The 26,110-nt window shown below is 31.2% G+C and carries 19 protein-coding genes; 15 read left to right on the top strand and 4 right to left on the bottom strand.

What is annotated here, in order from left to right; genetic code table 11:
• The 4 genes from B3C16_RS11445 to B3C16_RS11430 form a co-directional block, all read left to right on the top strand.
• A partial coding sequence (locus B3C16_RS11445; RefSeq protein ID WP_291131796.1) for a hypothetical protein occupies positions 1-691 on the top strand: 691 nt, incomplete at its 5' end.
• 172 nt (positions 692-863) lie between these two features.
• The gene (locus tag B3C16_RS11440) at positions 864-1,535 is read left to right on the top strand and encodes a hypothetical protein (RefSeq protein WP_291131794.1); all 672 of its coding nucleotides are present in this window, start codon (positions 864-866) and stop codon (positions 1,533-1,535) included.
• Between the two features lie 138 nt (positions 1,536-1,673).
• Positions 1,674-2,195, top strand: a complete 522-nt coding sequence (locus B3C16_RS11435) for a RusA family crossover junction endodeoxyribonuclease (protein WP_291131792.1) — start codon at positions 1,674-1,676, stop codon at positions 2,193-2,195.
• Positions 2,196-2,352: 157 nt separating this feature from the next.
• Positions 2,353-3,534 (top strand): HEPN/Toprim-associated domain-containing protein, encoded by a 1,182-nt coding sequence (locus B3C16_RS11430; RefSeq protein WP_291131790.1) that lies wholly within the window; start codon positions 2,353-2,355, stop codon positions 3,532-3,534.
• 308 nt (positions 3,535-3,842) lie between these two features.
• Here the strand turns inward: B3C16_RS11430 and B3C16_RS11425 are convergent, their stop codons facing one another.
• The 3 genes from B3C16_RS11425 to B3C16_RS11415 form a co-directional block, all read right to left on the bottom strand.
• Complete coding sequence (locus tag B3C16_RS11425) at positions 3,843-4,520, bottom strand: hypothetical protein (protein WP_291131788.1); 678 nt, start codon at positions 4,518-4,520, stop codon at positions 3,843-3,845.
• Positions 4,513-7,413: an HsdM family class I SAM-dependent methyltransferase gene (locus B3C16_RS11420; RefSeq protein WP_291131786.1), complete on the bottom strand. Its 2,901-nt coding sequence runs from the start codon at positions 7,411-7,413 to the stop codon at positions 4,513-4,515. The genes B3C16_RS11425 and B3C16_RS11420 overlap by 8 nt, the downstream gene beginning before the upstream one ends.
• A 111-nt stretch (positions 7,414-7,524) precedes the next feature.
• Entirely contained in the window at positions 7,525-8,298 is a 774-nt protein-coding gene (locus B3C16_RS11415) for an XRE family transcriptional regulator (protein WP_291131784.1), read from the bottom strand.
• Positions 8,299-8,508: 210 nt separating this feature from the next.
• Here B3C16_RS11415 and B3C16_RS11410 point away from each other — a divergent pair, with 210 nt between their 5' ends.
• From B3C16_RS11410 to B3C16_RS11365, 10 genes are all read left to right on the top strand, one after another.
• On the top strand, positions 8,509-8,784 hold the full coding sequence (locus B3C16_RS11410) for a hypothetical protein (RefSeq protein ID WP_291131782.1): 276 nt from the start codon (positions 8,509-8,511) through the stop codon (positions 8,782-8,784).
• A 174-nt stretch (positions 8,785-8,958) separates the two neighbouring features.
• Positions 8,959-9,678, top strand: a complete 720-nt coding sequence (locus B3C16_RS11405; RefSeq protein ID WP_291131780.1) for a class I SAM-dependent methyltransferase — start codon at positions 8,959-8,961, stop codon at positions 9,676-9,678.
• Between the two features lie 84 nt (positions 9,679-9,762).
• Positions 9,763-10,674, top strand: a complete 912-nt coding sequence (locus B3C16_RS11400; RefSeq protein ID WP_291131778.1) for a hypothetical protein — start codon at positions 9,763-9,765, stop codon at positions 10,672-10,674.
• Positions 10,675-10,710: 36 nt separating this feature from the next.
• Positions 10,711-14,796 (top strand): leucine-rich repeat domain-containing protein, encoded by a 4,086-nt coding sequence (locus B3C16_RS11395; RefSeq protein WP_291131776.1) that lies wholly within the window; start codon positions 10,711-10,713, stop codon positions 14,794-14,796.
• 23 nt (positions 14,797-14,819) lie between these two features.
• Complete coding sequence (locus B3C16_RS11390) at positions 14,820-15,662, top strand: hypothetical protein (protein ID WP_291131774.1); 843 nt, start codon at positions 14,820-14,822, stop codon at positions 15,660-15,662.
• A 179-nt stretch (positions 15,663-15,841) separates the two neighbouring features.
• Complete coding sequence (locus tag B3C16_RS11385) at positions 15,842-16,381, top strand: DUF6934 family protein (RefSeq protein WP_291131772.1); 540 nt, start codon at positions 15,842-15,844, stop codon at positions 16,379-16,381.
• A gap of 59 nt (positions 16,382-16,440) precedes the next feature.
• On the top strand, positions 16,441-16,611 hold the full coding sequence (locus B3C16_RS11380) for a hypothetical protein (protein WP_291131770.1): 171 nt from the start codon (positions 16,441-16,443) through the stop codon (positions 16,609-16,611).
• A gap of 273 nt (positions 16,612-16,884) precedes the next feature.
• Complete coding sequence (locus B3C16_RS11375; RefSeq protein WP_291131768.1) at positions 16,885-20,592, top strand: TIR domain-containing protein; 3,708 nt, start codon at positions 16,885-16,887, stop codon at positions 20,590-20,592.
• Positions 20,593-20,995: 403 nt separating this feature from the next.
• Entirely contained in the window at positions 20,996-22,120 is a 1,125-nt protein-coding gene (locus B3C16_RS11370; protein ID WP_291131766.1) for a hypothetical protein, read from the top strand.
• A 384-nt stretch (positions 22,121-22,504) separates the two neighbouring features.
• Positions 22,505-23,332, top strand: a complete 828-nt coding sequence (locus tag B3C16_RS11365) for an RteC domain-containing protein (protein ID WP_291131764.1) — start codon at positions 22,505-22,507, stop codon at positions 23,330-23,332.
• Between the two features lie 106 nt (positions 23,333-23,438).
• Here B3C16_RS11365 and B3C16_RS11360 read toward each other — a convergent pair whose 3' ends face one another.
• Complete coding sequence (locus B3C16_RS11360; protein ID WP_291131762.1) at positions 23,439-24,161, bottom strand: hypothetical protein; 723 nt, start codon at positions 24,159-24,161, stop codon at positions 23,439-23,441.
• A gap of 332 nt (positions 24,162-24,493) precedes the next feature.
• Here B3C16_RS11360 and B3C16_RS11355 point away from each other — a divergent pair, with 332 nt between their 5' ends.
• Positions 24,494-26,107 carry a tetratricopeptide repeat protein gene (locus B3C16_RS11355; RefSeq protein WP_291131760.1) on the top strand — a complete coding sequence of 538 codons (1,614 nt, stop codon included), beginning with the start codon at positions 24,494-24,496 and terminating at the stop codon, positions 26,105-26,107.
• The last annotated feature ends 3 nt before the right edge of the window (positions 26,108-26,110 follow it).

The raw sequence follows: 26,110 nt of genomic DNA, 5'->3' as shown, positions 1-26,110 counted from the left end.
CCAATTTAGTTTGAAGACGTACACTAAATACCCATTTAACATTATTGCATTTAAAGACCAAAAAAAAGCATTAATGGTGGCTAGACCAAGTACTCTTTTAGACAGTAATATGGTAAAGGAAAACATAGAAGATGAAGAATTAGATTATGAGATTCTTTACATTGGACAGGCTTATGGAAAAGATGGTAACAGAACTGCTTTGGATAGATTATCGTCACATGAAACAGTACAAAAAATTTACACTCATGCTTCAGCTTTATATCCTGATTCAGACATCTGGTTTATGCTTACAAACTTTGCTCAACAAAGTATGTTGGTTGGAATGAGTTCTTCACCAGAAATAACTGAGGAAGATGCTCAATTAGAACAAGAAAAAATAAACCATATGTTCGATAACAATGGTCATCTAATTTCTGAAAAACAAAAAATAAATTTTACAGAAGCAGCACTAATAAAATACTTTGAACCAAAATATAATATTGAATTTAAAGACAATTTTCCATCAACAAAACATAAGTCCTACTCGGAATGTTATAATTTAGATATCAAAGCTTTGTCAATTGAGTTAGATACATCTGAAATGATTAGAAAAATCTATACCGAAAAAACTGGAAGAAAAATTCATCATCAAAAAATGTTCGAATTTAATTCTGATAATGACCGAATAAGTTTGTTAGAAATATTTGAATAAAACATACTGCTGATAACAGTGGCTTTACGCAATAGCTCATATGCTTAAGTCGGTTGTCGATTTTCGAATGGAAAATCTTATCTTAGCCAGAAAGAAATCGTTCCGTACTCGCTACTGATAACAATTGGCGGAACTTTACCTGAGATTGAAGTAAACTTTATCGTAAAATATTATGGAAGTTGATTTTTACAAAACCATTCCTGTCGTGTTTTCATCGATAGCTATTGCTATTTCAATTGCTACAATTTATTTTACAAGACAAAATCTAAAAAGGCAATTACGACTAGGCAAGCTCGAAGAAATTCTTGAAATACTACTCTTTTTAGATGCTTATTATAGAGGATTATTTATACTTTTTAAAGACACAGAACAGAAAGTCGAATTTCTAGAAAAACGAAAAGTGTTACCCAAACATTTGGAACAATTATCCAGCAATAGAGAAAGTTTCACAGAAATGTTCGATATGAAAACATTGATAAATAAAGTTTCAAGACTTAATGTTTTATCGAAAGCATATTTGCCTAACAAAAAAAATCTAAAAAGCAAAGCGCTCACGATTTCAGATGTATATTTTGCAATGTATTATTATGTGAAATCTGATGGGAATTTGAGCACCAAAGCAGCATATACAATTATTCCCAAGCCTATAGAAATGAAAGTTCTTATTTCGGAATTACAAGACCAAATAATTTTTGAAATGAAGTTAGGCTATAAAAATATTGGTGGCAACGAACATTACAAATATTATAAAAGTCAGTTTCAGAAAGATTTGTCAAATGCTATTTCGCTTGAAAAGAAAAAAAGAGAAAAAGAAAAATCCTCTGGTAACAGCCTGTATTCGTAATCACGGAGATTTTGCAGCCGGGAATAGTTTCCTCATGAATAATTTCTATCTTCGACAGAGAGAACTCAACCCATTCTGATCGGCAACCTCGCTTAGTAGTAAAACGTTATAGATAATCTCCCTGAACTCATCAGAAAAATGGAAAGAAAAAATAAAACCTTTGTACAAAACCCTAATATTGACTATTTATTTGGAATGTTTGGAACTAAGCCAATTCCAACTAAACAAGATAAATTTGTTCCTGCAGATGTTATACAGATAAATGATGATGGAACTGAAGAAGAATTAAAAATATTTTATACCAAAAAGCCAGACGCTGATGCTGTTTTAGAGTTTACAAATGAGTTACGGAATGTTGCTTCTAAAGTATTTAAAGAAGGAAAGCGTATTAACAAACCGCATTTAGTAGAAGTTCTAATCTCAATTTCTGTTACTGAAAGAAGATTTAAGCAAGTTGATATTGACAACTTAACAAAATGTGTATTGGATGCTTTAAATACTGTTGCGTTTGAAGATGATTCACAAGTGTCCAGTATTATTGCAAACAAGCATGTTCATGATATGAAAGTGCATGCAATAATGATTGGCATAACAAAATTGACAAAAGAGCGTCAAGGTTTTGGTAGTGAAATAAAGTTATTTCGGGAAAAGGAAAGTTAAAAACTGCCTATAACAGCCGTTTTGCATAATAGCTGGTCCTATTTCCTTAGCCGGAAACTGTTAAGTTGAAGTTTCATATATTTACAACTAAACATTAAAAAGCCACCACTTCGCCAAGCCGCTGATCGTTGCCTACAATCTCAATAAATTATAAACTATGGGATCATATTCACATATTTCATTTAATGATTATCCAATATTTACTAATAAAAACTCATATAATCATGCAGTTGTAAATAGCCTTTTTTTGCCAGAAGATTTTATTGTTGAAGAAAGATTAAATGCGACGAGAAATAAAATTGCTTGGGGAATTGATGACAATGATTTTGGAAAATATATTTTCAAAGGATTCGTACAAACTGCTAAAATTTGTAAAGAAAGATTAGAAATATATGGTAACAGTCTATCGATTGCAAAAAAAGATTTTGAAAAAGCTCGTATAGTTTCAAGAGAAGAGTTTATATATGATTTTCCAATTGGGAAGGTCACTTACAAAAATTACTTAAATGAGTTGTCAATAATTCTTAAAAATAAAGAAAAAAATTATAATGGCTTATATGAAAATTTAAAAGAAAGTTTAATCGCTAATGAACTTTCAATAATTGGACAATCAATACCAGGATTTCTATATTCAATTTTAAGTGTAATACCAGAAGATTCAATAATTGAATATGATTTAACTGAAGTTATATATGGGGGTTGGGTTAAAGAATCTGAAACAAAACAAATAACTATTGAAAAAATTATTGTTTTAGGAGAAGGGAAAACAGACACAGAATTCATAAGTAAATCATTGCAAAAACTTTATCCACATTTATTTCCTTATTATCATTTTATGGATTTCGATGAATTTAAAGTAGAGAGTAATGCATCTGCTTTAGTTAAACTTGTAACTGCTTTAGCTGCTTCAAATGTTAAACATCCAATTATTGTAATATTTGACAATGATACAACTGGTATAATGGAAATGAAAAGATTAGCACAACTAAATTTACCACTAAATATTAGAGTCTTAAAATATCCTGACTTAAATTCAGCTAAATCATATCCAACAATAGGGCCAACAGGCGCAAAAAAAATGAATGTGAACGGTTTAGCTTGTGGAATTGAAATGTATTTTGGTAGAGATGTTTTAAACAAAGGAAATAGCATAATTCCTATCCAATGGAAAGCTTACAACGAAAAAGAAAAACAATATCAAGGTGAGATATCTGAAAAAATATATACTCAAGAAAAATTTAGAGAAAAATTAAAATCTACGAACAAATCAGATTTTGAAGACATTGAATTAATTTTAAAATCAATTTTTGGCGCTTTTAGTATACGAACCAGCAGGTAGCAGCAATTTGAAACATTTGCGAGGTTTGGGGATTTAAATTCAATCTGGATTAAGGATAGTCAAATACCACAGTATGAAGATGCCAATGGCATTTTTTTTATTTATCTTTCTTCTATGAAGGATGCAAATCTTAATATATTCGCGATAGATAGATTATCAGAACAATAAACTCAAAGTAGGCAATAAGTATGATTTTGTTAGGCCTATAAATAAGTTACCAGTATTTGCTAAACGTATATTCTTAAAAAACAAAATATTTATGTTATTATATACTAATTGGGCAATGGTTGAGTATAAATCTTTCCTATCTAATTAAGGTCAATAAAGTAATGCCACAAATGCATTTCTTTTAAAGGTTTGTTGCGGACAGTTACGGAACCTAATTTCTCAACATTGGTCAAAGCACTTACAGCGATTAAATTTTCTGACGGGTTACTCCAGTCAATTGTCGTGTCTTTATTTGTAGTGGAAAGTTCAGTAATAAAATCATTCACTTTGACAATCCAATGACTGCAGGTATGGCTTTGAACATATCCAAACATACCGCATACCACTAAGTGTGAAGAATGATGCCCTCTTTTAAAGCGCTCAATTCCGCCACGCAAGCCACTAACATATTCCTTATACTTGGATGAGGTGGAAAATCGTTTTGCCTCAAATTCAATTATAGGAACTGGTTTTATTCCTCTGGCTAAAACAAATACGCCAATATCTGTTTCTTTATCTGATGATTCCTGTGTTGGATTTTTTCGAAAATCATAAGGTAGGAATCCATTCTGTTCAGCCTTACAAAGTTGAAAATGATGTACTAAAAAATCACTTACTCTGTTTTCTTTTTCAGAATCCCTTATAGTGTCATAGTACGGTTTAAAACTATGAATATTCTTATCTATAAATTCAAGTATGGTATCAACTTCGACTGTATAATTTACATCGAGATCTGAAGGCTTCGGGGCTTGATATGATTGCGGACTATCCTTAAGCATTTTCGTATCGGGCTTTTACATAGTCTGTAAATGTTTCATCTGCATCCCACAATGCTATCGATGGAATCCAATAACGAAGTTGTTTCGGTTTCACTATTATAATGCAATTCTGCCCATACACCTTCATGATTCTTTGTACCTGGACAGACTTATTATCATTTTGTGTTGGAATTATAACTGAAATATATCGTTCCAGATTATCGGTAGATTCATAAGCAGCACTTACTTTATCACCACCATATACAAAATGCATCGCGTAATATTTACCGGCATCGATTTGTTTGAAAAGTTGAAACGATTTACCTTCAATTCCATAAACACTATTCAATGTCTGGCAAAATATGTTAGAATATAGATTAATGTTTTTCTGTTCCGATATTACCGATAAATTACCGTTTGATAATTGATACTTAAGCACATCTTCAATTAAAATATCTTCTGCGGCAGAAGTATTCATATCTTTTAGATTTTCCGGGTAAGGTAGATCCATAAAATCCTCTGTCATAGGTACAGAATGCCTGCTTACTTTTATCTGGCTACTTGTGGTTAAAATTGCAAACCTTAATAATTTACCATAATGATTTAAATAATTTACCAGATTGGTTAACTCTTCCCGGTCATTATCGGGAGCGTGTATGCCAATAATTTTATTTCTGAATACCAAATATTCGTCTGAAAGGTTTGCTATTAATCCTCTTGTGCCAATATTTGCCCTTAACAGAATATGAGGTGGTGTATAAATCAATTCATTTCTTGCTCTTAAGAAATGTGAGACCTCGCAGGTAACTATTTGCGATTTATCAATTCCCTCCTCGGTTAATGCACTGGCAGGAAGATATTTTTTTCCGGTCACATAATCTGCAGGTTTGCCATTGGCATTTTCTATAAATCCTTCGCCTTTAACCCAACCATCAGTTTTTTTGGATTCAATATATTGGCCCACAGTTCTGGCATTTGAAAATCGTTCCAATAATTGGGCAATTCTTCCGCCTCCCAATAAATTTGCTTTCCAGATATACAGATTATTTAAAATATCATCTTTGCTTATGAAGTGAAAATCGTAATGGTCAAATTCTAAAAATAATCTACTTCTGTTTGCAAAAGAGCGGCTAGCTACTAAATGCAGAACAGGTTCACTATCTGGTACAGAATTTTGCATAAAAATAGCAGCAGTAGCAATCGTACGGCTTCCCCATAATTTATCAGACAATTTTGTAAAGTCTATAACCTGCAATAAATTATATACTGAGAATAGTTCCCTCCTAAATGTTTTATCCTTCTGATACATTATCGGTACCGTAGGCTGAATCATACAAAGAATGGCGTCTTTTTTAAGTAACTTCATTGATTGTACCAAAAAGTGTAGAGCAGGGTTTTCATCAGGTATATTGATGTTGCTTTTATAACCTATTCTTGCCTTTAACGCTTTGAAGTAATTTTTACGGCTTGGTTCTTTCCCTTCTTCAGGGGCAAGGTTAAATGGCGGATTCCCTATTACCAGGTCGAAGTCGTTTTTATCAATGTCTACAATATACTCAAAAAAGTCCTTCGTAACAATATTATTACTTAAATCCGGAAATCTCAGTTTACCCCATGTTTTTGGGTCTAAGTCAACTTCATCAAGAATAGCTAACGCAAGGCTGAAAATAGACAATCTTATAGCATCCTGCTGAATATCAATACCATAAATACTTTTTAAGAGTAAATCCTTTAATACAGATAGCGGCGGCTTAATTAATTTTCCTGTTTGTTGCCATTGCTCATAACGCCACCACTGAACAATACGTTTGTAGGTTTTTACTAAAAAGATTCCAGACCCACAACTTACGTCGATAAGTTTAAAATCCTCTTTTGGTGATTTCAGTGGCATACATTCATCTACCAATGTACCAACAATCATTTCAGGAGTATATACAATATCTTTACTATCTGTCAATAATTCCTCATAGACAGAACTTAATATTTCTACCGGTAAATGAGAAAATGAATATAGTCTCCAAAATACAAATTGATTGTCCAGGACATTCCCGTCAAGATAATTGGCAAGTTCCTCAACACCTGTCTTCCTGATGGCTTCTCTTTCCTCTAATTCCTCTGATTGATCCCACTCAAATATTTTTCCATTGAAATCTTTGGCCAACTGGTCTAGTAAATCAAGTAATTTTCCTTTTCGGATTACATCACAAAAATCCTGGCATTTAAAATGGGTTTGAAAATATGTCCCAGCGAAATATCCGCTGTGGCTATCTACATCCCTTTCTTCCAAATATTTAATCAATAAACTCTGTACAAGTAACTTCAAGGCTACATGACGATTTAATCCCGATTTTACCTGAAAACTTCTATAAACTTCTTTTAATTCCCTGATTAAATCCCTTGCAGCAGAATGTTCAAACTTGAAGTGCTTTTTCTCGTTTTGTTCTTCCCAGAATAATCCGTCATTAAAACTTTGTGCATTAAAACTTTTGATAGCCTCGCCCGTCAGCATGATAATTTCGCTAGCATAGTTATCATTGTCTTCGTCGGGTTTTTCCCTTGAATCGAAAACTCCAACATTCATTTTTTCTACTATGATATAAATAGGAACCTGATAACCATTCCACATTTCAATGTGAATCTGATTTTTTTTCTCAGTGGTTAAAACTTTATTAGTGTAGTCAAATAGGTATAATTGTGGAACAGCCGCACGCCCATCCTTGAAAAAGCGAAAATGAACCGCATCGGCATTAAATTTGCTTTTGGCAGTTTCTAAAGCAAATAAAATATCAGGTGAAGCAAGTCTTTTTTCAAGCTTCTCATAATTTTGCGTCAACAGAACGCCGCCTTCATCTTTTTTATCTAAAAAAGAGAAGTTAAGGTCACGAATTTTTTCTTCAAATAACGTCGTTGCCATACTAATTTTTACCGTCAATTATATTAAACAAAACTACAATTTTAAGTCTACTTTTACACATTTCGTAAATTGATTGATTAACAACTTATTAAGAAAATTATTGAATTATTTTCAAGCAATTTTTGCTTTGATTTCCCCCATATCCCGTTCAATTTTCTTTATTACCATAGCTAAATTGTTCATATCATAAGTCTCAGGCTTGAAATGTTCACGTTCAAGGCTACCAGCATATTCCCATATTTCGGCAATATCAGAAAATTTGATTTCATAGGAATTATAAAGTGAATTGTCTGAATTTAAAACAAACATATTTTTACCATTGTTGTTCAGGCGTTTATATACCATTTCATTGTTTTTGGTAATGATAATATAGGTTCTGCCGTCTAATACATCCCCAAGCTTTTCAACATACCTTCCAATTATTGAGGACTTATTGTTATGTGGAGGCATTGAATCGCCGTCTACAGGAAACACACGATGCTTCTCATTTTTATTCAGCCAGGGTAGGTAGATATGATCGAGTTCAGATATAAAGCTAAAATCGGCGTAACCGCCAGCAGCATAACCGGCTTTCGCCTTATGCGTAACCACCTCAATCATATTATCCCCATTATCGTCAACAGTAATGGGCAATACAATCCGATTATCTTCTAATTTGACTAAATCATCTATAGACACTTTTCTAAGGTCAACAGTCAGCAACAAATCAATGCTTATATGATAGAACCTCGAAATAACCAACAGCGATTCAGCCGGCGGCGTATTTTTTCCATACTCATATTTCTTATATTGATCAAGCCCAAATTTCATTCCTTCGGAAGCCGCCTGTTGCGATAAATTCCGTTTGCTGCGAAGAAATTTTAAGTTATCAGAAATATGCAACATTTACAAATGTGATTTTAAGTCACTACAAATATAAACATAATAGTGATTTAAAATCCTTATTTTGTAAAATATTTTTTTTAAATCAAAAAGATTAAGATAATATGATTTATTATACATATAGACGCTGGGAGAAGAAAAATAAATGAAAGAAATTAAGTATATTTGATTTTGAATAACCTTAAATAAATCTAGCATAAATAATTTACAAACATGAAAATTACTATTCCAAATTTACAATTAGAATTAGCAAATAATCTTGCAGAAATTGGTCAAATCAATATTAAATATATAAATAACAAAGAAGAGTTTTTAGGTTATATTTCTAAAATGAACGACGAAACATTAGAATTTACAATGATGAAAATGTATACTGAAAAAGGCAAAAATCCATACTGTGATATTGATTTTAAAAACATAGATACAATTTCCATAAAATATTCTCGCTCTGAAAATAATTTTAAAGAGTTTATAGTCGACCATTCCTAAGTATCTTACAATAAATTACGTATTTACACGTATTGATGTTTTATCATTTTTATCATTCATTTGTTTAGACAACTTGCCCCGCACTTATCAAATAAAAGCTCAACTATTTTAAAGCAAAATCATTAGCGGTTTGTAGCGATTATCACTTGCTGCCAAACTTAAATTACAATAATTATGATTGATGTAATGAAATTATATTGGAAACTCTATGCTGAGTGGTTTTCAAACGAACAACTTTTATCAGGGTTTAACAATCCCGTAAAAGATTATAGTACAGAAAGTACTGGGAAGATTATTGATATAGGTTGTGGGCAAAGCTCTTATTTATTAGATTTTTTGGATTCAAACTTCGAACTATTTGCAATAGATACAGATGAAATGCAATTGAATTATTTAAGTGATAGGGTTAAAGAATCAGGTTATGAAGCTAATAGATTAAACTACTCTTCAAATGAATTCTCTTCAGAAAATTTTAAAGACACCTTCTTTGATGCAATAATTATTTCAAACTTGTTACACTTTTTCACAAAACCGAATGCAAGTGATTTTATATCTCAAATAAAGCAACATTGTAAAACCGGAACTTTAATCTCTATAATAGTACATTCAGAAGAGCATCTGACAAGCAAAAATGAAATTACTTCGAAAAGCTATTTCAAATCCTTCTATACAAAAAGTGATTTGCATAATATGTTCCCAAAATCAGAATACGAATACTTGTACTATGCAGAAAAAGAAAAACTTCCGGATGCTTATGAAACAGAATTTCTCAAGCATTGGATAAATGAACTTTTAAGAGGAATTTATGACAACAAGCAAATTCAAAAAGAGCAAGAAAAATATTTTAAAAAAAGTAGAATAAACAGTCTCGAATTACTTGTCAGAAAGAGATAACAGGTAAGCATTAAAGTGAGCATCACCTTTCGATGCTCAAAATATTTAAAACTTTTAAATAAAACTTTTAATCTCCAAAATAATATGAATACAAATACATTTGAATGGACTTCTTTTGTTACTGAAATTGAAGAACTTTCAGAAAAAGGAAAATCATTTTTAGAATTTAGTTCTAAAGACAGTGATGAATTTCAAATTTTCACCGATAATTACAAAGTTTGGCGAAATGAAGTGATCACCTTTCTAACAGATAGGTTTGACAGCAACAATTATTATGTTTTACAATTTAAAATGGGGAATTCTAATAGATATAATTTTGGTGGTCCACCCAAACCCATAGAGCAAAAAATAAAAGAAAAAAAAGAAGATATAACCTCCGACTTGCGGTATTTAAAATTCATTCTTCAAATGGTTAGTATTTCAGACATATATACCAAACCACAAGAAATAAATCTTTCCATTAGGCAGAACTACACATCTGAAGAAATTTTAGAATTGTTGTTGAGTAAACTTTACGATTTATATGGTGACGGCATATACCCTGTTAAGCAGATACTCGAAGGAAATGGAATAACATTAAAAAAAACGCGCGAAGAGTTTGAATACGTTTCCATTCTGGAAAGTAATGATTTTATCGCAAGTAATAATATAAGCCGTGAGGCCGATGCCCAACTAACACTAAACGGTAAACGGTATGTGGAAGAAAAAAGAAAAATAGCCAGCCCCAATTATAATTCAATTGCCGATGACTACATTGAACTTAGCTCAAAAATTGACGATTTAAAAATTGAGTTAGAAAAATTAGGGTACGGTCAAAATATAATCTTTGAAGAATTAGAAGAACTTAAGGAATATTTTACTGTGCTAAATAAAAAGAGCTGGGCACAGTTGCTAAAAGGTAAACTATTTGATCTTGGAAGTAAGCAGATAATTAGCTGGGATGTGATGAAAATGATATACGAATCTGTTGTTCATGACACTTTAAGGTTACAATAAAAACATATCAGCTCTTTAAATTAAAAACACATACAAATGCTTGATTTTTTAAATAAAGACATCTTTGATGTTAATTGTGACTTGTGGGTTGTTCCGGTATCTACTGAAGGTACCATTTCTCATTCATTCCACGTTGGGATTGAAAAATTAAGCAATTCCAATATTGAATGGGAAAAGAAAAAATATTCATTAGGCGATGTAGAGATATATTCTTTCAGTCAGGGAAAAAAAATTAAACACATAGCTTTAGTTTGTACAGTTGATAGAAATCAAGGCGCATATTATGCTATCAGACTTATAGGTAAAAGACTTGCAGACAAAATTTTCCAAATAGGAAACATTAGAGAAATTGCCACTCCTTTACTTGGTACAGGAGCAGGTAAACTGCATCCAGCTTTTAGCCTTAATATAATGAGAAGTGCATTTTATGAAACTGCCGGTACAGAAGCAATTAGCTTAACCTTTTGCTCTCTTGATAGAAAGGCACCATATATTTTTGAAAGGAATGATCTGCACACAGACATTCCTAGTGCGCAACAAGTTATAATGGCGGAAGCTAGCCATATAAAAGAAAATGAAATTATTAAAAAAATACGATTTGAGAAAGACTTTTATTTTGGATTAGCTGCAATAAAATTCAATGAATATCTTGAATTTAACACTACACATCCAAATTTTTACACAAACTTAGCAGAAGAGTTCAATAAGTCTAGTTTAACTTTTAAAGAATTCTATAACAATATCACTTCTACAGAACAACAAAGTTTTACAGAACTCTGTGGTGAATTAATTTCATATATTGACTACCATGCATATCGCAAAAACATTTGGAATAAGTACCCTGACAAACGTATTTTAGCTCGTTCAGCTGTTCGTCAAAATAATTGGTTTTTGAACTTAATTAAGTACAAACAAACTAAAAACATCAACTCGTTAAGTTCAAGCATTAAAAATGCCTTTATATTTTTACTTTCTCCTGCTACAAGCCTAACAATGCTTTCTGACAACCATAGAATAAAAGTTTTTGAAGAACTTTTTTCATCAAAATACCAAGGCGAGGAATCATTGAACCAATTGTTTAGTTTTTTTAAAAGCCTTGAAGTAAGACCTTTAAATGAAATAAATACAGGAGCATTATACAGTCGTATTCTTTATTTACCCTTTATTAAACCTATCTGGAATGATGATATTAAAATCAAGACAACACTAGAACAGAACTTAACTGATACTGATCTCACATTAGCAAGTACATTGATTGAAGAATGTCTTAAAAACAAGTATAAAAAATTAGACTTAGGCAATTGCGGATTGACTAATTTAACAATAGTCCCTGAGCTTTTTGAATGTGTTCATCTGGAAGAATTAACTTTAAGCAATGAATGGTCAGAGTATATTGATGGTAAATGGCGAAAAATTTCAAGTAAAAACAACGGAAGAAGAAATAATATTCAATCATTTCCGGAAGATATTAGCAAATTGACAGAACTTAAAGTCTTAATCTGTGGTGGAGACTGGAGAAGTCTTGGTGACAAGTTCGAAAATGAATGGAAAATAAATAGCTTCACTCCTATTACCAAGCTTAAAAAATTAGAACATCTAAACCTCAGTAATAATAAGCTGTTAAACTTGAAGGGATTAAATAAGTTAAGCAATCTAAAAATTGTACATCTTAATAATAATGAAATTTCCAAAGTGGAAGTTTTAGACAACTTAAAGGGCTTAGAAGAATTATACCTAAGCAATAATAAAATAAAGACTGTTACTTTCTTAAGTCGATTACCTAAAATCAAAACAATTGACCTTCATAGCAATCAAATTAAAATTCTGAAGCCCCTTATCAATGTTATTACAAATATTGGTATAGTAAATGATAAATGGCGAATAAACACGCTCAGTATTGCACGGAATCCTTTGGAGCAACCTCCAATGGAAATTGTTAACATAGGAAAAGAGGCCGTACTTGCCTTATTTAAAGACATTGAGGATAGAGGAAAATATATTAATAAAGATATAAAGATTATCCTTGTTGGTAATAGCGAAGTAGGTAAAACAACCTTAGTAAAGTATCTTGACAATGAAAAAGATATTGAAAAACCTCATTTACCTACGCTTTGGATGGTCGAAAAAACAATTAAGAGCAAATATCGAATTGCAACAATTGGAGATGAATGTCTACTACATATTTTTGATTTCGGGGGCCATGATTATTTTCATGACACGCACCACCTCTTTTTTAGTACAAATACAATTTACTTATTACTTTGGGATAAAGAAACAAATTCTTTAAACCTGAGAAAATCACTTCAACAAACAGAGGAAGGAATAGAAATTGAAATTGAAACACAGGACTATCCAATAAAATATTGGCTCGACTCCGTAAAATTTTACACAAAAGATATTGAAACGGATAATATTGAACCAGGAATCAAACGTGAAAACACCTACAACAGTTCCCTGCTTTTGATTCAAAATAAAGTTTCAAATGCTTCGGCCATTTTTCCTGTATACAATAAGACCTTAACGGACAATTATCCATTCATATATGATATTATAAATATTTCTATCAAACAACCAAAAAGGAATACGGATCATTTTGATAATTTGTTCTCGGAAATACTTAATAGTATGAATATCATTGGTGCAAATCTCCCAAAATTTTATGAGCCAATTAAAAACAACATTCCCTCCTACGTTGGAAAACCAATCATAACTATTCAGGAATTTCTCAGCTATTGCAACAAGATACTTAGAGCCCCAATTACTGAAGACCAATGCAGGCGATTGGTAAAGTACTTGGTTCAAATTGGAGTCCTTTTATATTCTGATAAAAATAAAGAGGAAAAAGTATATATCGATAAGGAATGGATAATTAAAAGTATTCATAATATTCTAAAGAACTTAAAAGACAGTAAAGGAGAATTTGATAGAAATTATGTGATAAGCATCTTGAAAGTCGATAATAATACTGTTGATGATCTACTGCTCATGATGCAGGAATTTAAAATGATTTTTAAACATCCTTATTCAGATTTGTTTATAGCACCACTTTATTTGCCCAAACTACCGGACGGCAAAATAAAATTGTTTCTCAATGACAAACTAATACCTTACAGGAGATTTGAATACAATGGTTTTATTCATAAAAGTGTTATTCTCAGCATTTTTCAAAAATTTAGCTCACAAATTCCGATAGACAATAACAATGAAATATTCTATTATTGGAAAGATGGATTAGTAATAAAGGATTCTGGAACTGAAGAAATTGTAATGATTAAATTTCACCTTGGCAATGAAGAAGGCAATGCATGCATAGATATATATGAATTGTCAAACACCAAGAAACACCTCTTCACTGAGGAAGTTATTAAGTATATTAGGGAAGTCAATCTGGGATTTGATATTGAAGAAATGGTTACATTAAATGGTATTGATTTCATCTCTAAAAAGGTTTTAGAGAAAAATGCAGCTGTTGGTAAATATACTTTCTCCGAAAAGAAATTATCCGATTTCAACAATACTAAAAAAGAAGAAAAATATTTTAAACTTAAAGATTACGAATCATTTATTGACCAGCCAATAAAGAAAAAGAAAGTTGTTATTTCTTATTCGAAGAAAGATTTGGCTCAGGTACATACTCTTATAAGGTTTTTACAACCACTTATTGATAATGACCTCATAGAACAACCTTGGTATTGTACAATATTTAATCCGGCCGATGAATGGGATACAAAAATAAAAAGTAAGTTTGAAGAAGCTGACATTGTTTTCTTTATGATTAGTGAATATTTTTACAGTACAAAATATATCGTTGATAATGAAATTACAATTGCTATTAATCGATATGATGAGGGTGATGAAATAAAAATTATACCGGTCATTTTAGACTTCTACGATTGGGGGAGAAAAGGCAAATATGATCTTCGCCGATTTTCGTCACTACCCTATCAGGCAAAACCGATAAGTGATTTTGGCAACCCTAAAATTGCATGGAATACAATTACAAGTTCGGTAAAAGCAATGATTGAAAAAGATCTTGACCCTGGAAAGAAAGAAATTATTAGCAGGAGTTTACAGGAAATTTATGAAAGACAAGTGGAAGGTAAACTTGATAACAATACCTAATCATTTTTATTTAAAAGAAAATTATGAACGAAATTGACTTTCTAGTCAAACTGGCAAAAAAGGGTTTTGACAAGTTAAAAAATAACTTGAGCATTGTATTAATACTACCTGCAATCTTAGGCGGTTTGTGGCAATTGATAGAATTATCTTCAATTTCATTTTCTTTTATGCGATTCTTTTCTGTTTCGCAGGTCATTCCTGACGGCTTACTGATTTTATTTATCCTAATATTATTTATTTTATCTTCAGGATTTCTATATATGGTATACTATTATACTATTAATATATATCAATCTGAACAAAATAAAGAAGAAGAAATAACTAATAGAACTTCAGACAAGGAAAACCTTATAATTGCTTCAATACTATTGGTTTGCTATATATTATCACTTGCCTGCTACCTTTTTTCAATAAAACACTTTTTAGAAAAACTAGATTCGTTGTTTACACTAATAATACTTTTTCCGGTTGGTATGACAATAATATATTTAGCAATTGCATTTTATATCTACGGAAATCTCTATTGTCGTCACCAAAAAATTTGGAGTATAATTTTCAGGAATACTTTGTGGGGAATCCCAATGGTAGTATTTATTTCTTGCCTAATGTTTGCTTCACAATTTCATAATATGTTTTTAATGCCTAAAGACCTGGTAAATTCCGAAATTTTAAAAGAAAAAATTGAAAAAGAAAATCCAAACATGTCATTTGAAATAGCCTATATGAATGATAAATATATTTTCTTGAAGTTCTATGGATTCGTGAAATTTGGCGGCAAAAACAAACAAGAATTAGTAAAAGTGATTAAGTTTGATAATCTATTTAATAATGAAACTAAAGGATATACCTTCCCGAAAGGTTTTTAGTGGCATCATTTGTCTAATTAATTTTTCCAATCGGAAATAGATGCATAATCATAAAGATTTAATACACAAACACATCAACAAACATGTTGTTTGCTCATGAAAATTCATAAGCTAAAATAATTAAAATGTTTTTTTTATTAGGAAAAATAGTTAAGTTTACAATATAAAACTTCTATCGATTGAACAATTTACCGTCCTATAAAGCAGAAAAAACTGCCGAAGAAATAAAGATACAATACCTCTTTGAAAGTGTTGGAACAAAAAATATTATTAAGGCTATCGAATACACTCCTGTAACAGTAATGGGTGGCAGAACAGTTTACAATCTTGGCTTTGGAGATTATGATGAAGCATTAGGTACAATTATTGATGATGTAAATAGTAATAATGGTGATATGTATATTGTCTTTAATACTGTTTTGAGCACAGTGCCAATGTTTTTCGAAAAAAATGAAGATTCAGTTATTATTGTAAGTGGTAGTGATAGTCATAATGAATTTATTAATAATTGTTTACCAACTTGCAAAAAGAAATGTATCAATGAATGCAAAAATTATCAAAGACGAATCAAGACATATCGTTATTATGTAAACAAAAATTTCGAACAATTAAGTGAAGAATATATATTCTTTGGACGCAATATAGCAAAAGCAAACACTTTTGTACAGTATATACCTGATAATCATTACGATGATATTTTGGTTTATAAGAAAAAATGATATAAATTTGCAACAGATTAAGTATATTATTATTAATTAATACTTATAACACATTCCCGATGAAAACAAATAAAACAACTTTGAAACCTTCAATGGTAATTTCTATGTCTCCAAAGACTAAAGAAAGAATTAATGCTGTTGCTAATAATTTAAAAGGTAAAGAATTGTTTACCGATAAAATTGAATTAGCAAAGAAGACTCTTAGCGAATTAAAGTCTCTTCCTATTTAAGATATATCCATAACGATAGATAAATAAAGGCGATTTAGAAATTTCTAAATCGCCTTTTGCTTTTACAACAATTAACTCAGTACTCCTTTAATCCATAGAATACGTATTTATACGTATTGCAAATAAGCAATTTAAATCATTCATTTGTTATACCTGCAGATGCTATAATTCCTTTATAGAATAAGCCCAACTTCAATAAGCAAATACAACAGCAGGCATAAACCCTTAATAATAAACCCTGTAAGAGAACACAACCTCAAAAATAAAATAGGTATGAGCCATCTTTATATTTCATATGACCAGGCTGATGGATATCAATATGCAAAAAAATTACATGAAAGTTTAGAATCGGGATTACCTAAATTCTCAACTTGGTTGTTAGATATTCATTTAACCGAAAGCGAAGACTCATTTTCAGAAGCAAATGAAGCAATGCAAACTTGCAAATGTTTTATTTTAATAATATCAAATAATAGCACTTCAACTAACTCAAGATGCAAGCAAGAGCTAAAAAAAGCAATTGAATATAAGAAACCTATAATAGCTGTCCAATACATTTCCAATATAAACCTACTCCCACGCCTATTAAACAGGAAGTGTTTTCTTTCTTTTGGAAGCGATAAAAGTGATGAGATTAAACAGCATTTAAATCAAATTGATTCTTTTGAACAAAAACTCAATACGCTAAAAGAATACTTAAAGGATGCCGAAAATGATTTGTTATACACTAATGGCGAAAATAAACCAAGAGTGGAAAGTGAAATTACAGTATTGAATGAACAGATTAAATCTCTTCAACAATACTTAAATAATAAAGATGAAACGGCAAAACTCACAGAAGAAAGAATAATGTTAAGTATCGAAAGAGAAAGACGACCTGAAAGAACTAATGCTACTTCTGCACCAACCTATAAAGTGATTAACAATCCTCCAACTATAGCCCCTTCATACTTTCAGGATAGAATCATAGAAACTGATTTGGCAGTTAATTTTTTACAAAGTGAATCCATAAAAATTATCAGTATTATTGGCCGAGGAGGTGTTGGCAAAACAGCTATGGTGTGTAGGCTCCTTAAATCTTTAGAAAGAGGAATATTACCTGATGACTCAAAAGGCATAGACCTTTCCGGTATCATTTATATGACTGAAATTGGAAGCAGGCCTATTAGTTTTCCTAATCTCTTTGCTGATCTATCATTGTTAGTTGAAGAAAACAAAAGAGAATCATTAATGCAATTACAGGAAAATAGTCAATCAACTGTTATTTCAAAGCTAAATACACTGTTAGAACTTATACCTTCAAAACCAATAGTAATTCTTTTGGACAATTTTGAGGATAAAATTGATTCTGAAACCCGTAACATAAAAGATACCGAATTAAAAGAGGCTATAGTACATCTATTAAAGATGACTAATCATGCAATAAAATTCATTATTACCACCAGAATACTTCCAATAGATTTTAATTTTATTGAGCCCGGACGTCAACGTATTATTGATTTAAACGAAGGTCTGGAAAGTCCTTATGCAGAAAATGTACTAAGAGAATTAGATGGTGACGGACATCTTGGACTAAAAAATGCCGATGAGGGATTATTAAATAAAATTAAAGAAATTACAAGAGGCTTTCCAAGGGCTTTAGAAGCATTTTACGCTATACTATGTGCTGACAGAAGCACTTCTATAAATGATTTACTAAATACTTTATTGCCGACTGACACTCTTACCCAAACACTTGTTGGTGAAGCCTATAATCGTCTTTCAGAAACCGACCAAAAAATTATGCAGGCACTTGCTATTTATGGGTTTCCGATACTACCCTCAGGAATCGATTATTTGCTGAGATCTTTTATACCAAATATTGATAGCTCAGTTGCTCTAAAGAGATTAGTAAATATGCATTTTGTTAGAATGGATGGGAGAGAATTCTATTTACACCCACTTGACAGGGAATATGCTCTATCTAGAATTCCTTCAATGTATACCTCAGGAGAAAATTCAGATTATTTTAAAAAACAATTATTTACTATAGCTGCAGAATACATGGAAGAAATTGCTCTTCCCAGAGACGAATGGAAAACATTAAGTGATATTACACCTCAAATTAGACAATTTTATTTACTCGCAGAATCTGAAAATAGCTTCGATGCAAAATACGTCCTGAAAGATTTGAGTAATTTCATTGAAAGAAAGGGTGGTTTTGGCTTAAACCTGGAAATGGCCGAAAAACTTGAGCAAATTGCTTTAGACTCTGATACAAAGCGAGCAGCAATTGAACTTCAAGCCAATGCATATTGGCGAAAAGGTGATCTGGATGAAGCAGTAAAGCGCCAAAAGAAGATACTTAAGTTTATTGAAGAGAATGATAATGACCATGAAAAATTACGTCTCAAAGGTAATTTATTAATCATGGAAAATGAGCTAAAAACGCCTCAAGAAAATTTAGATTCTTTTTCACAATTATTAAATGAATTAGAAACTAAATATCCTTGGTATTACCAAAACATCGCAGTCATACATGACAACTTAGCCATGAATTATAAACGCTTAGGATACTATGATAAAGCCATTTCGCACTCAAAAGAAGCTTTGGAATTGAGTTTAAAACACGAGGATTTAGATTCAATTGAAGCGCAAAACCATAATTATGGATCAAAGGTTAAGGCTGTCGATAGAAAGCTTGCTGTCGAGTATTTTCAAAAAGCATTGGATTTATCTGAGCAATCTGGAAACCCTCTTTGGAAAGCAAATCACCTGGCTGCTTTATCTGGCTGTTATTTTGATGACGGTAAAACAGAAGAAGCCATTGATTATATTAAAATGGCTTTACTAATAAGAAAGGAAATTGTCGATTTAGGAGGAGAAGCTAATGATTCAGTAAGTTTAGCATCATATTTATTACATCAGGGGAAAATTAATGAAGCATTAATCCTCTGTCAAACAGCTTTATCTCAGGCAAAAGAACTTGGTTTAAATCTAAGTGGTTATTATATGATTTTATCTGAAATATTGTTATCTGAAAGACAATTGGAAAAATCACTGGAATACATTAATGATTCAATTTCAACAAATAAAAGTGCTTCTTATGGCAGATATAACTTAGCAGGTTTAATTTGGCTTTTATTAAATAATAAATCCGAATCAAAAAAGTATTTTGAAAAAGCATTAAATGAAGCCAATATTTACATCGATAGATGTGATAAAAATGCAGGAGCTTTCACATCCAAAGGGTTTGCTTTTGCTGGATTATTTAAATTAAATATTGACTATGAACAAAATAAAATAAAAGCAATTACAGCCTATAAACAGGCAAGAAAGCTAGATTCTGGAAAAGGAATCATTCAACAGAGATTAAAGTTCTTTGATTACCTCGGTATCAAAGATGATTACCCAAATATATTTGAATCAATAACCGGTAAAGTTTTTGAAGCGAAAAAAAACATGGATAGTATACAATCAATAGAAGAACCTAAAACAAAACCTTTAAAAGCATTTATATCATATTCAAAATATGATGGTGAAAGCTGTGAAGACAATATTAATTATTTAAAAGAGTTTAAAACAACCCTTGCACCTCTAAGCAATAGATTCAATAACTTGATAGAAACATGGGATGACACATGCCTTATAGCTGGTGATCAATGGGATGATGAAATCAAAAATCAACTCAATTCATGTGATATAATCTTTTTATTAGTGAGCAGCCATTTTTTGGATACACCGTATATTGTTAATGTCGAACTTAGTAATGCAATAGAGAGGCATGAAAAAAAAGAATGTATTGTAGTCCCTATTGTAATAAAAGCTTGTGGTTGGAAAGATATTCCTATTTTAAAAAAAATCAATGGGATTCCAAGAAAAGGCGGCAACATATCTGCTTGGAAAAACAATCGTAGTTGGACAAGTAGAGATGATGCTTGGTATCATGCTTATCAGGAAATTAGTAAATTAATAACAAAATTTAAAAATGAAAAACAATAACATCAACTCTTATCAAAATATATTAAATAAAGCATCTTTATTCAATTCCCGAATTGACAACTAAACTATTTGCAGGGAACAATTTATGATGATAAGTTTGAAATAATTTAAAAAGCAACAAAATGCCTTGGAAAGAAATACTGACTGTAATAGCCGCGATAATTATAAGTGCATATGCACGTGATTTATTTTATCCCTATAAAAACAATAGGTATTATAATAACAAGTCAAAAAAAAGAAAAATTAAATAGCAAAAACGTTCTTAACCCGAATTTGAAAAGAAAATTACGTATTTATGCGTATTGGCAGTTAATCATCAATAAGTTTCATTTGTGAACAAATCACCATTGCTCCAGGCCTAATTACTAATTATAATAAAAAAGTAAAATTACCAAAGAAAAACATGAAGAAAATTACATGCACAATAGTATTGTTTTTGATGACGCTTTCCTCTTTCAGTCAAGAGACAATTGATGTCTCAGAAAAAACTATTAAAGTTCCGGCACTAAGTGAGGAAGTATTCTATTATGGTTTTGCAGAAGGTGATAAACTGATATTTAGTTTAGAAGAAATTAATGGTAAAGAAGTAAAGGAAATTGAAATTATTGAATATCCCTCGAATTCTAAATTCTCAGATTACAAAACAAAGAAAATTGAAAACAAACAAATTCAGGTAATTAAAAAAGGAGTTTATAAATTCAGAATAGCCAATTCATCCTTGGGAGGTAGAATTTGCAAAATTAAAATCCAAAGAATCCCTATAAATGAGAAAACAAAAAATTTCAATACCACAGTAAATTGGGTCGAAAAACAAGAAACTACTTATAATACATTTACAAAAGACGTTACAATTGGTTACGATATAAAATATGAATCAAGGGTTAAAAAAGAATTAGTAAAAGTAGACACTATAGTGACACAATTATTTGATAAAGAGTTGAGAGTGCACTCAGAAACTGCAATTGGAAAAAATCAGTATACATATGCAACAGTAGAACTTCCAACAAATACTTACATCCCAAATCAAATAAATCCATATAAAGCAACTGAAGTCATTTCTTGGTCATATTGGCTTGGTGTTGGGCAAAAATCAAAAGAGGAATATGAAATGTCTAATAAAAAATTTACTACCGGCATTAGTGCTTTAGGTGCATTAACAGGTTATGGGGCACTTGCGTCATTAGCAATTACAGGAATTTCAATGTTCAATAATACCAATATTGGAGATAATGTAAATTTTAAATTTTATGGCATTCAAAATGGAAAAGAAATTATCATTGATTATGGAAATGTGATTTCAGCATCGGGTAGAAATGAAAATATAAAACAAGGTTCATTCTCAGTTCAGTTATTTAATGATAATTTTAGGGACGGAATCGATGTAAACCTAAAGATGGTAGTAATACAAATTCAAAAAACCTGGCAGGATGTCAAATACGAGGAAAAAATTGAAACTCCCAAAATTGAGAAGCAAGTTTTCAAAGAACCTATTGTAACAACTGTAAAAGTACCGGTTATAGAAGAATAATGGTAATATATAATTGACCAATTAATTATTATTATTTTCTAAGAACCTTTCAACTTCCTTCAGTATATGTTCGTCTCCTAACCTATCTTCTTCAAGATGGCGCTCATAATCTATCCTTATCTCCCTGCAAAATAGAAAAACAAATAAGACAAAAATCAAAACTACAGGACATAAAGCAAGCATAGTTTAAAATTTAAACAACCTTCATTTTTGAAACAAAGAGTGTGGATTAATAATACTAAGCTAAGGTGCTGATCAAATAGCAACTACTATATACTATTCAGGAATACAGCTATTCAATTCGAGAATCAAACAAAGTCCCATTTGGTTGTGATAATACCCACTTATAGTTTTGCTTAAACCCAAAACCAAAAATAACCAACTATGAGGTCATACTCCGAATCGCTGATGGCTGAACTAACACAACAACTCCAAACAATTAATTCCGAAACAACAAATGCAATAAAACAAACTGAACAATCCATAAAAGCAACAATTAAAACAATCGAAAAACTAAAGGCATTTTTCAATAAATACCACTTTGAAAACAAATCAGAAGAAATCGAATTTTTCAAGATGATAAAGCCTGTTTTTGCAGCCAAATTGATTTACTTCAACGAAATTTATAATATAGAAATTGCCAAACCTTCCGGGTCAAAAAAAGCAATTAAAAAACACTATGGAAATCACCTGCAAAAATTAAAGCTATTTCACAAAGAGAATATTGAATTCTACAAATATTACAGGGCAGGAAATGACAGTCTGGATAAAAAATACTTCCTAAGAGGCAAACATGACATCAAACTTACTTTAGACAGCTTCTATTTTCAATCAGATCACAGCTTTGCTACATCACACGATTACAAAGTAGCCAAAATTATAGCCCATGATGAAATACAATCATTCTTAAACGCAAATCTAAAATCACTAAAACAACCAACATCAATTGATAAAAGACTAAAATGGTCAGCATCAAAAGCGGCCCTAGTAGAATTATTATATGCTTTAGACACCGTCGGTGTATTCAATGAAGGTAAGTCAAGCCTAAACGAAACTGCAACTGCAATACAATCTTTTTTTAATATTGAGTTAGGCCAATTCAATAGAATCTACTTAGAAATAAGAAACCGTAAAACCATAGAAAAAACTCATTTTCTGAACACATTAAGGGAAAACTTAGTCAAACGAATTGAAAACGCAGATGAAAAATAAATGGCCACTTATGTAATAAGCAGCCATGTATTCTATTTTAAATGTTCCGTTTATTATTCCTGCTTTGTCATTCCTGCAAAGACGGAAACAGGAATGGCAACGAAAACTATTTATTATCAACTATCCCCGTAATCAGTGCCATCATAACAGCATCCTCCATACGGTCATCGGCTCCGTCAATGGCACCACTGATATTACCAATTAGTAAAGGCCAATCTGGATCTGTATTTCTTTTAGGTTTCTTCTTTCTGGCATAAACCGAATGCCTTGCAATAGAAGAAGTAGTAAGGATCACTTGCTTATCCTTCTGCGTAAAATTGGCTTGATTCACTACACTATATTCATAAGCAACGATATAATTATGCAATACAGCATAGTCGTCCTCATATTCACATTTTGCCAAAAGTGAATTGATAAATGATTTCAGGCTGTTCTTGGCCTCAATCGTTTCAAGTGAATTATTGATTGTATCGTCCAGCAAGTACCCGGAATCAGAAACAATAGCTGCAACCCTGTCAGAGTAAATGAATTTGAATGTAACTCCATTGGTCATTGAAACAAATGAAGGATTCTCGTTAGCAATTGATTCTGCTGAGCTAATAATCCCAGTTAAGGTCAACGGTAGGCTTATATTATCATAATAAGAAGTCAACAGTTGATGGTGAGTCTGTCCTGCTGTATCATAGGGGTTGTCTTTATTTACAGGAATTGGATCAATGACAGTATCAACTTTGTGATAAGCTGCATCTGATTGAGATTGCATATCAATATTGTCGCTACATGAAATAAAAAAAGGAAATACAAAAATGCATAAATAAAAAAATTTCATAATAATTTAATGTTTAAAAATGGAACTGAATTTTCAGTTCATTTCGCCCGGGGTAATCTGAACAGTGGGTTGGATTTTCAAAGCAAATCCTTTTGAATTCGAAGCAAAATTACCTCTGAATACAAGCGCTAACAAACCCTCAGGTATCCGATTCCTGAATTAAAACTGTTTCATTCCCGAATTAAACACTTAACTAATTCCACTAATTTGCCCATACTCAAAACATTGCATTAAATCATTAATTTTATTGCAGTTTATCCTGTTTTGACAAGTGTTTGCACAAGTTTTTTAATAATTTAGCTACGTTTATTTATCAAAAAACAATCCTCAAAATGTGCTTTAAAAACAACAGGCCTGACAACATAATTGGGGTTACCATACTAATCCTTTTAGTGCAGATCAGCATAGCACAAACCAATACAAAAACCGATAAAAAAATCGAAGCAATTAAACAACTCAAAGAAGCCAAATCAACAAATGATTTTGCCAAAATGACGACAGCTTATAGAGCTTTAATTTATATATCTGATAAAAAATATACTGAAAAGTATGCCGACAGTATGTTGGGCTCTGCCAGGCAAACCAAGGATGATGAAATAATCGGGGCTGCATACCTTACTAAAGGAACATTGGAGTATGATAAAAAACGTTATTCAAAAGCATTAGATAATTTTATTATGGCTGACAATTTTATATCAAAAACTAACAATCGGTATTTAATTTTTAAGACTAAGTATACAATCGCGCAAATAAAATATTACTTGGGATTCTACCACGAAGCTATTTCCCTTTTAAAAGAGTGCCTACCATATTTCGAAGAAGAAAATGACATTGCTCATTTGAGTACGCTTCATTCTTTAGGTCTTTGCTATAACAGGATTGGCAATTATGAAAAATCATCCCTTTACAATCAGCTAGGATTGAGTATAGGGATAGAATATGAAAACTTAGAAATCACACCATACTTTAAACACTCAGAGGGCATAAACAACTACTACAAAAATGACTTCGGGAAAGCTATAGTACAGTTAAAAGGAGTACTACCCGCCATAAAACAAAAACAAGACTTTGCAAACGAAACGGTTGCTTATTTTTATATTGGAAAAAGTCATTTAGCATTACATCATGAAGAAAAAGCTATTTCCTTTTTTATTAAGGTTGATGATGCGTTTCTGAAATACAATTATATAAGACCCGATCTCAGGGAGAACTATGAATTGCTAATCGATTACTACAAGAAACACAATAATCCACAACTACAATTAAAATATATAAATCGCCTTCTCAAAGTCGATAGTATCCTTAATAATAATTACAAGTATCTCTCAAAAAAAATCTTCAAAGAGTATGATACTAAGAAATTAATAATGGCCAAGCAAGAAATTGAAAGTGCCATGATTGTAAACAATAGGGTTCATTATTTCGTTATCACGTCCCTTTCAGGCGCAATAATATTTTTGGGATGGAGACATACCCGAAACAAAAAACGCTATAAGCAAAAATTCGAAGAATTAATGAATGAAAAAGTAAAACCGGAAAAACCAATTCAAGACACTAATTCTGAAATTACATTCGATATTAATCCGGAACTGGTAAAAACCATTTTACAAAACTTGGAAAAATTTGAAAAGAACAAAAAGTACCTGGAAAAGGACATGACCTTAATAAAACTATCAGGTTATCTCAAAACCAATCCAAAATACGCATCCAAAATCATTCTAAAATACCGTGGCAAAAAAATAATCGAATACATAAGCGACTTAAAAATCGACTATATAGTTGAAAAACTGAAAACCGAAAACAAATATCGAAATTACACCAACAAAGCGCTTGCTGAAGAAGTCGGTTTCGGCTCAACACAAAACTTTACAAAAGCTTTCAACACTAGATTGGAAATGCCACCAACATTTTTCATACAACAATTAAAAAATGCTTTACCTCTATAACAA

The organism is Flavobacterium sp. UBA7682 (genome assembly GCF_002482945.1).
GTDB lineage: Bacteria > Bacteroidota > Bacteroidia > Flavobacteriales > Flavobacteriaceae > Flavobacterium.
This window is presented reverse-complemented; position numbering and strand designations above follow the sequence as displayed.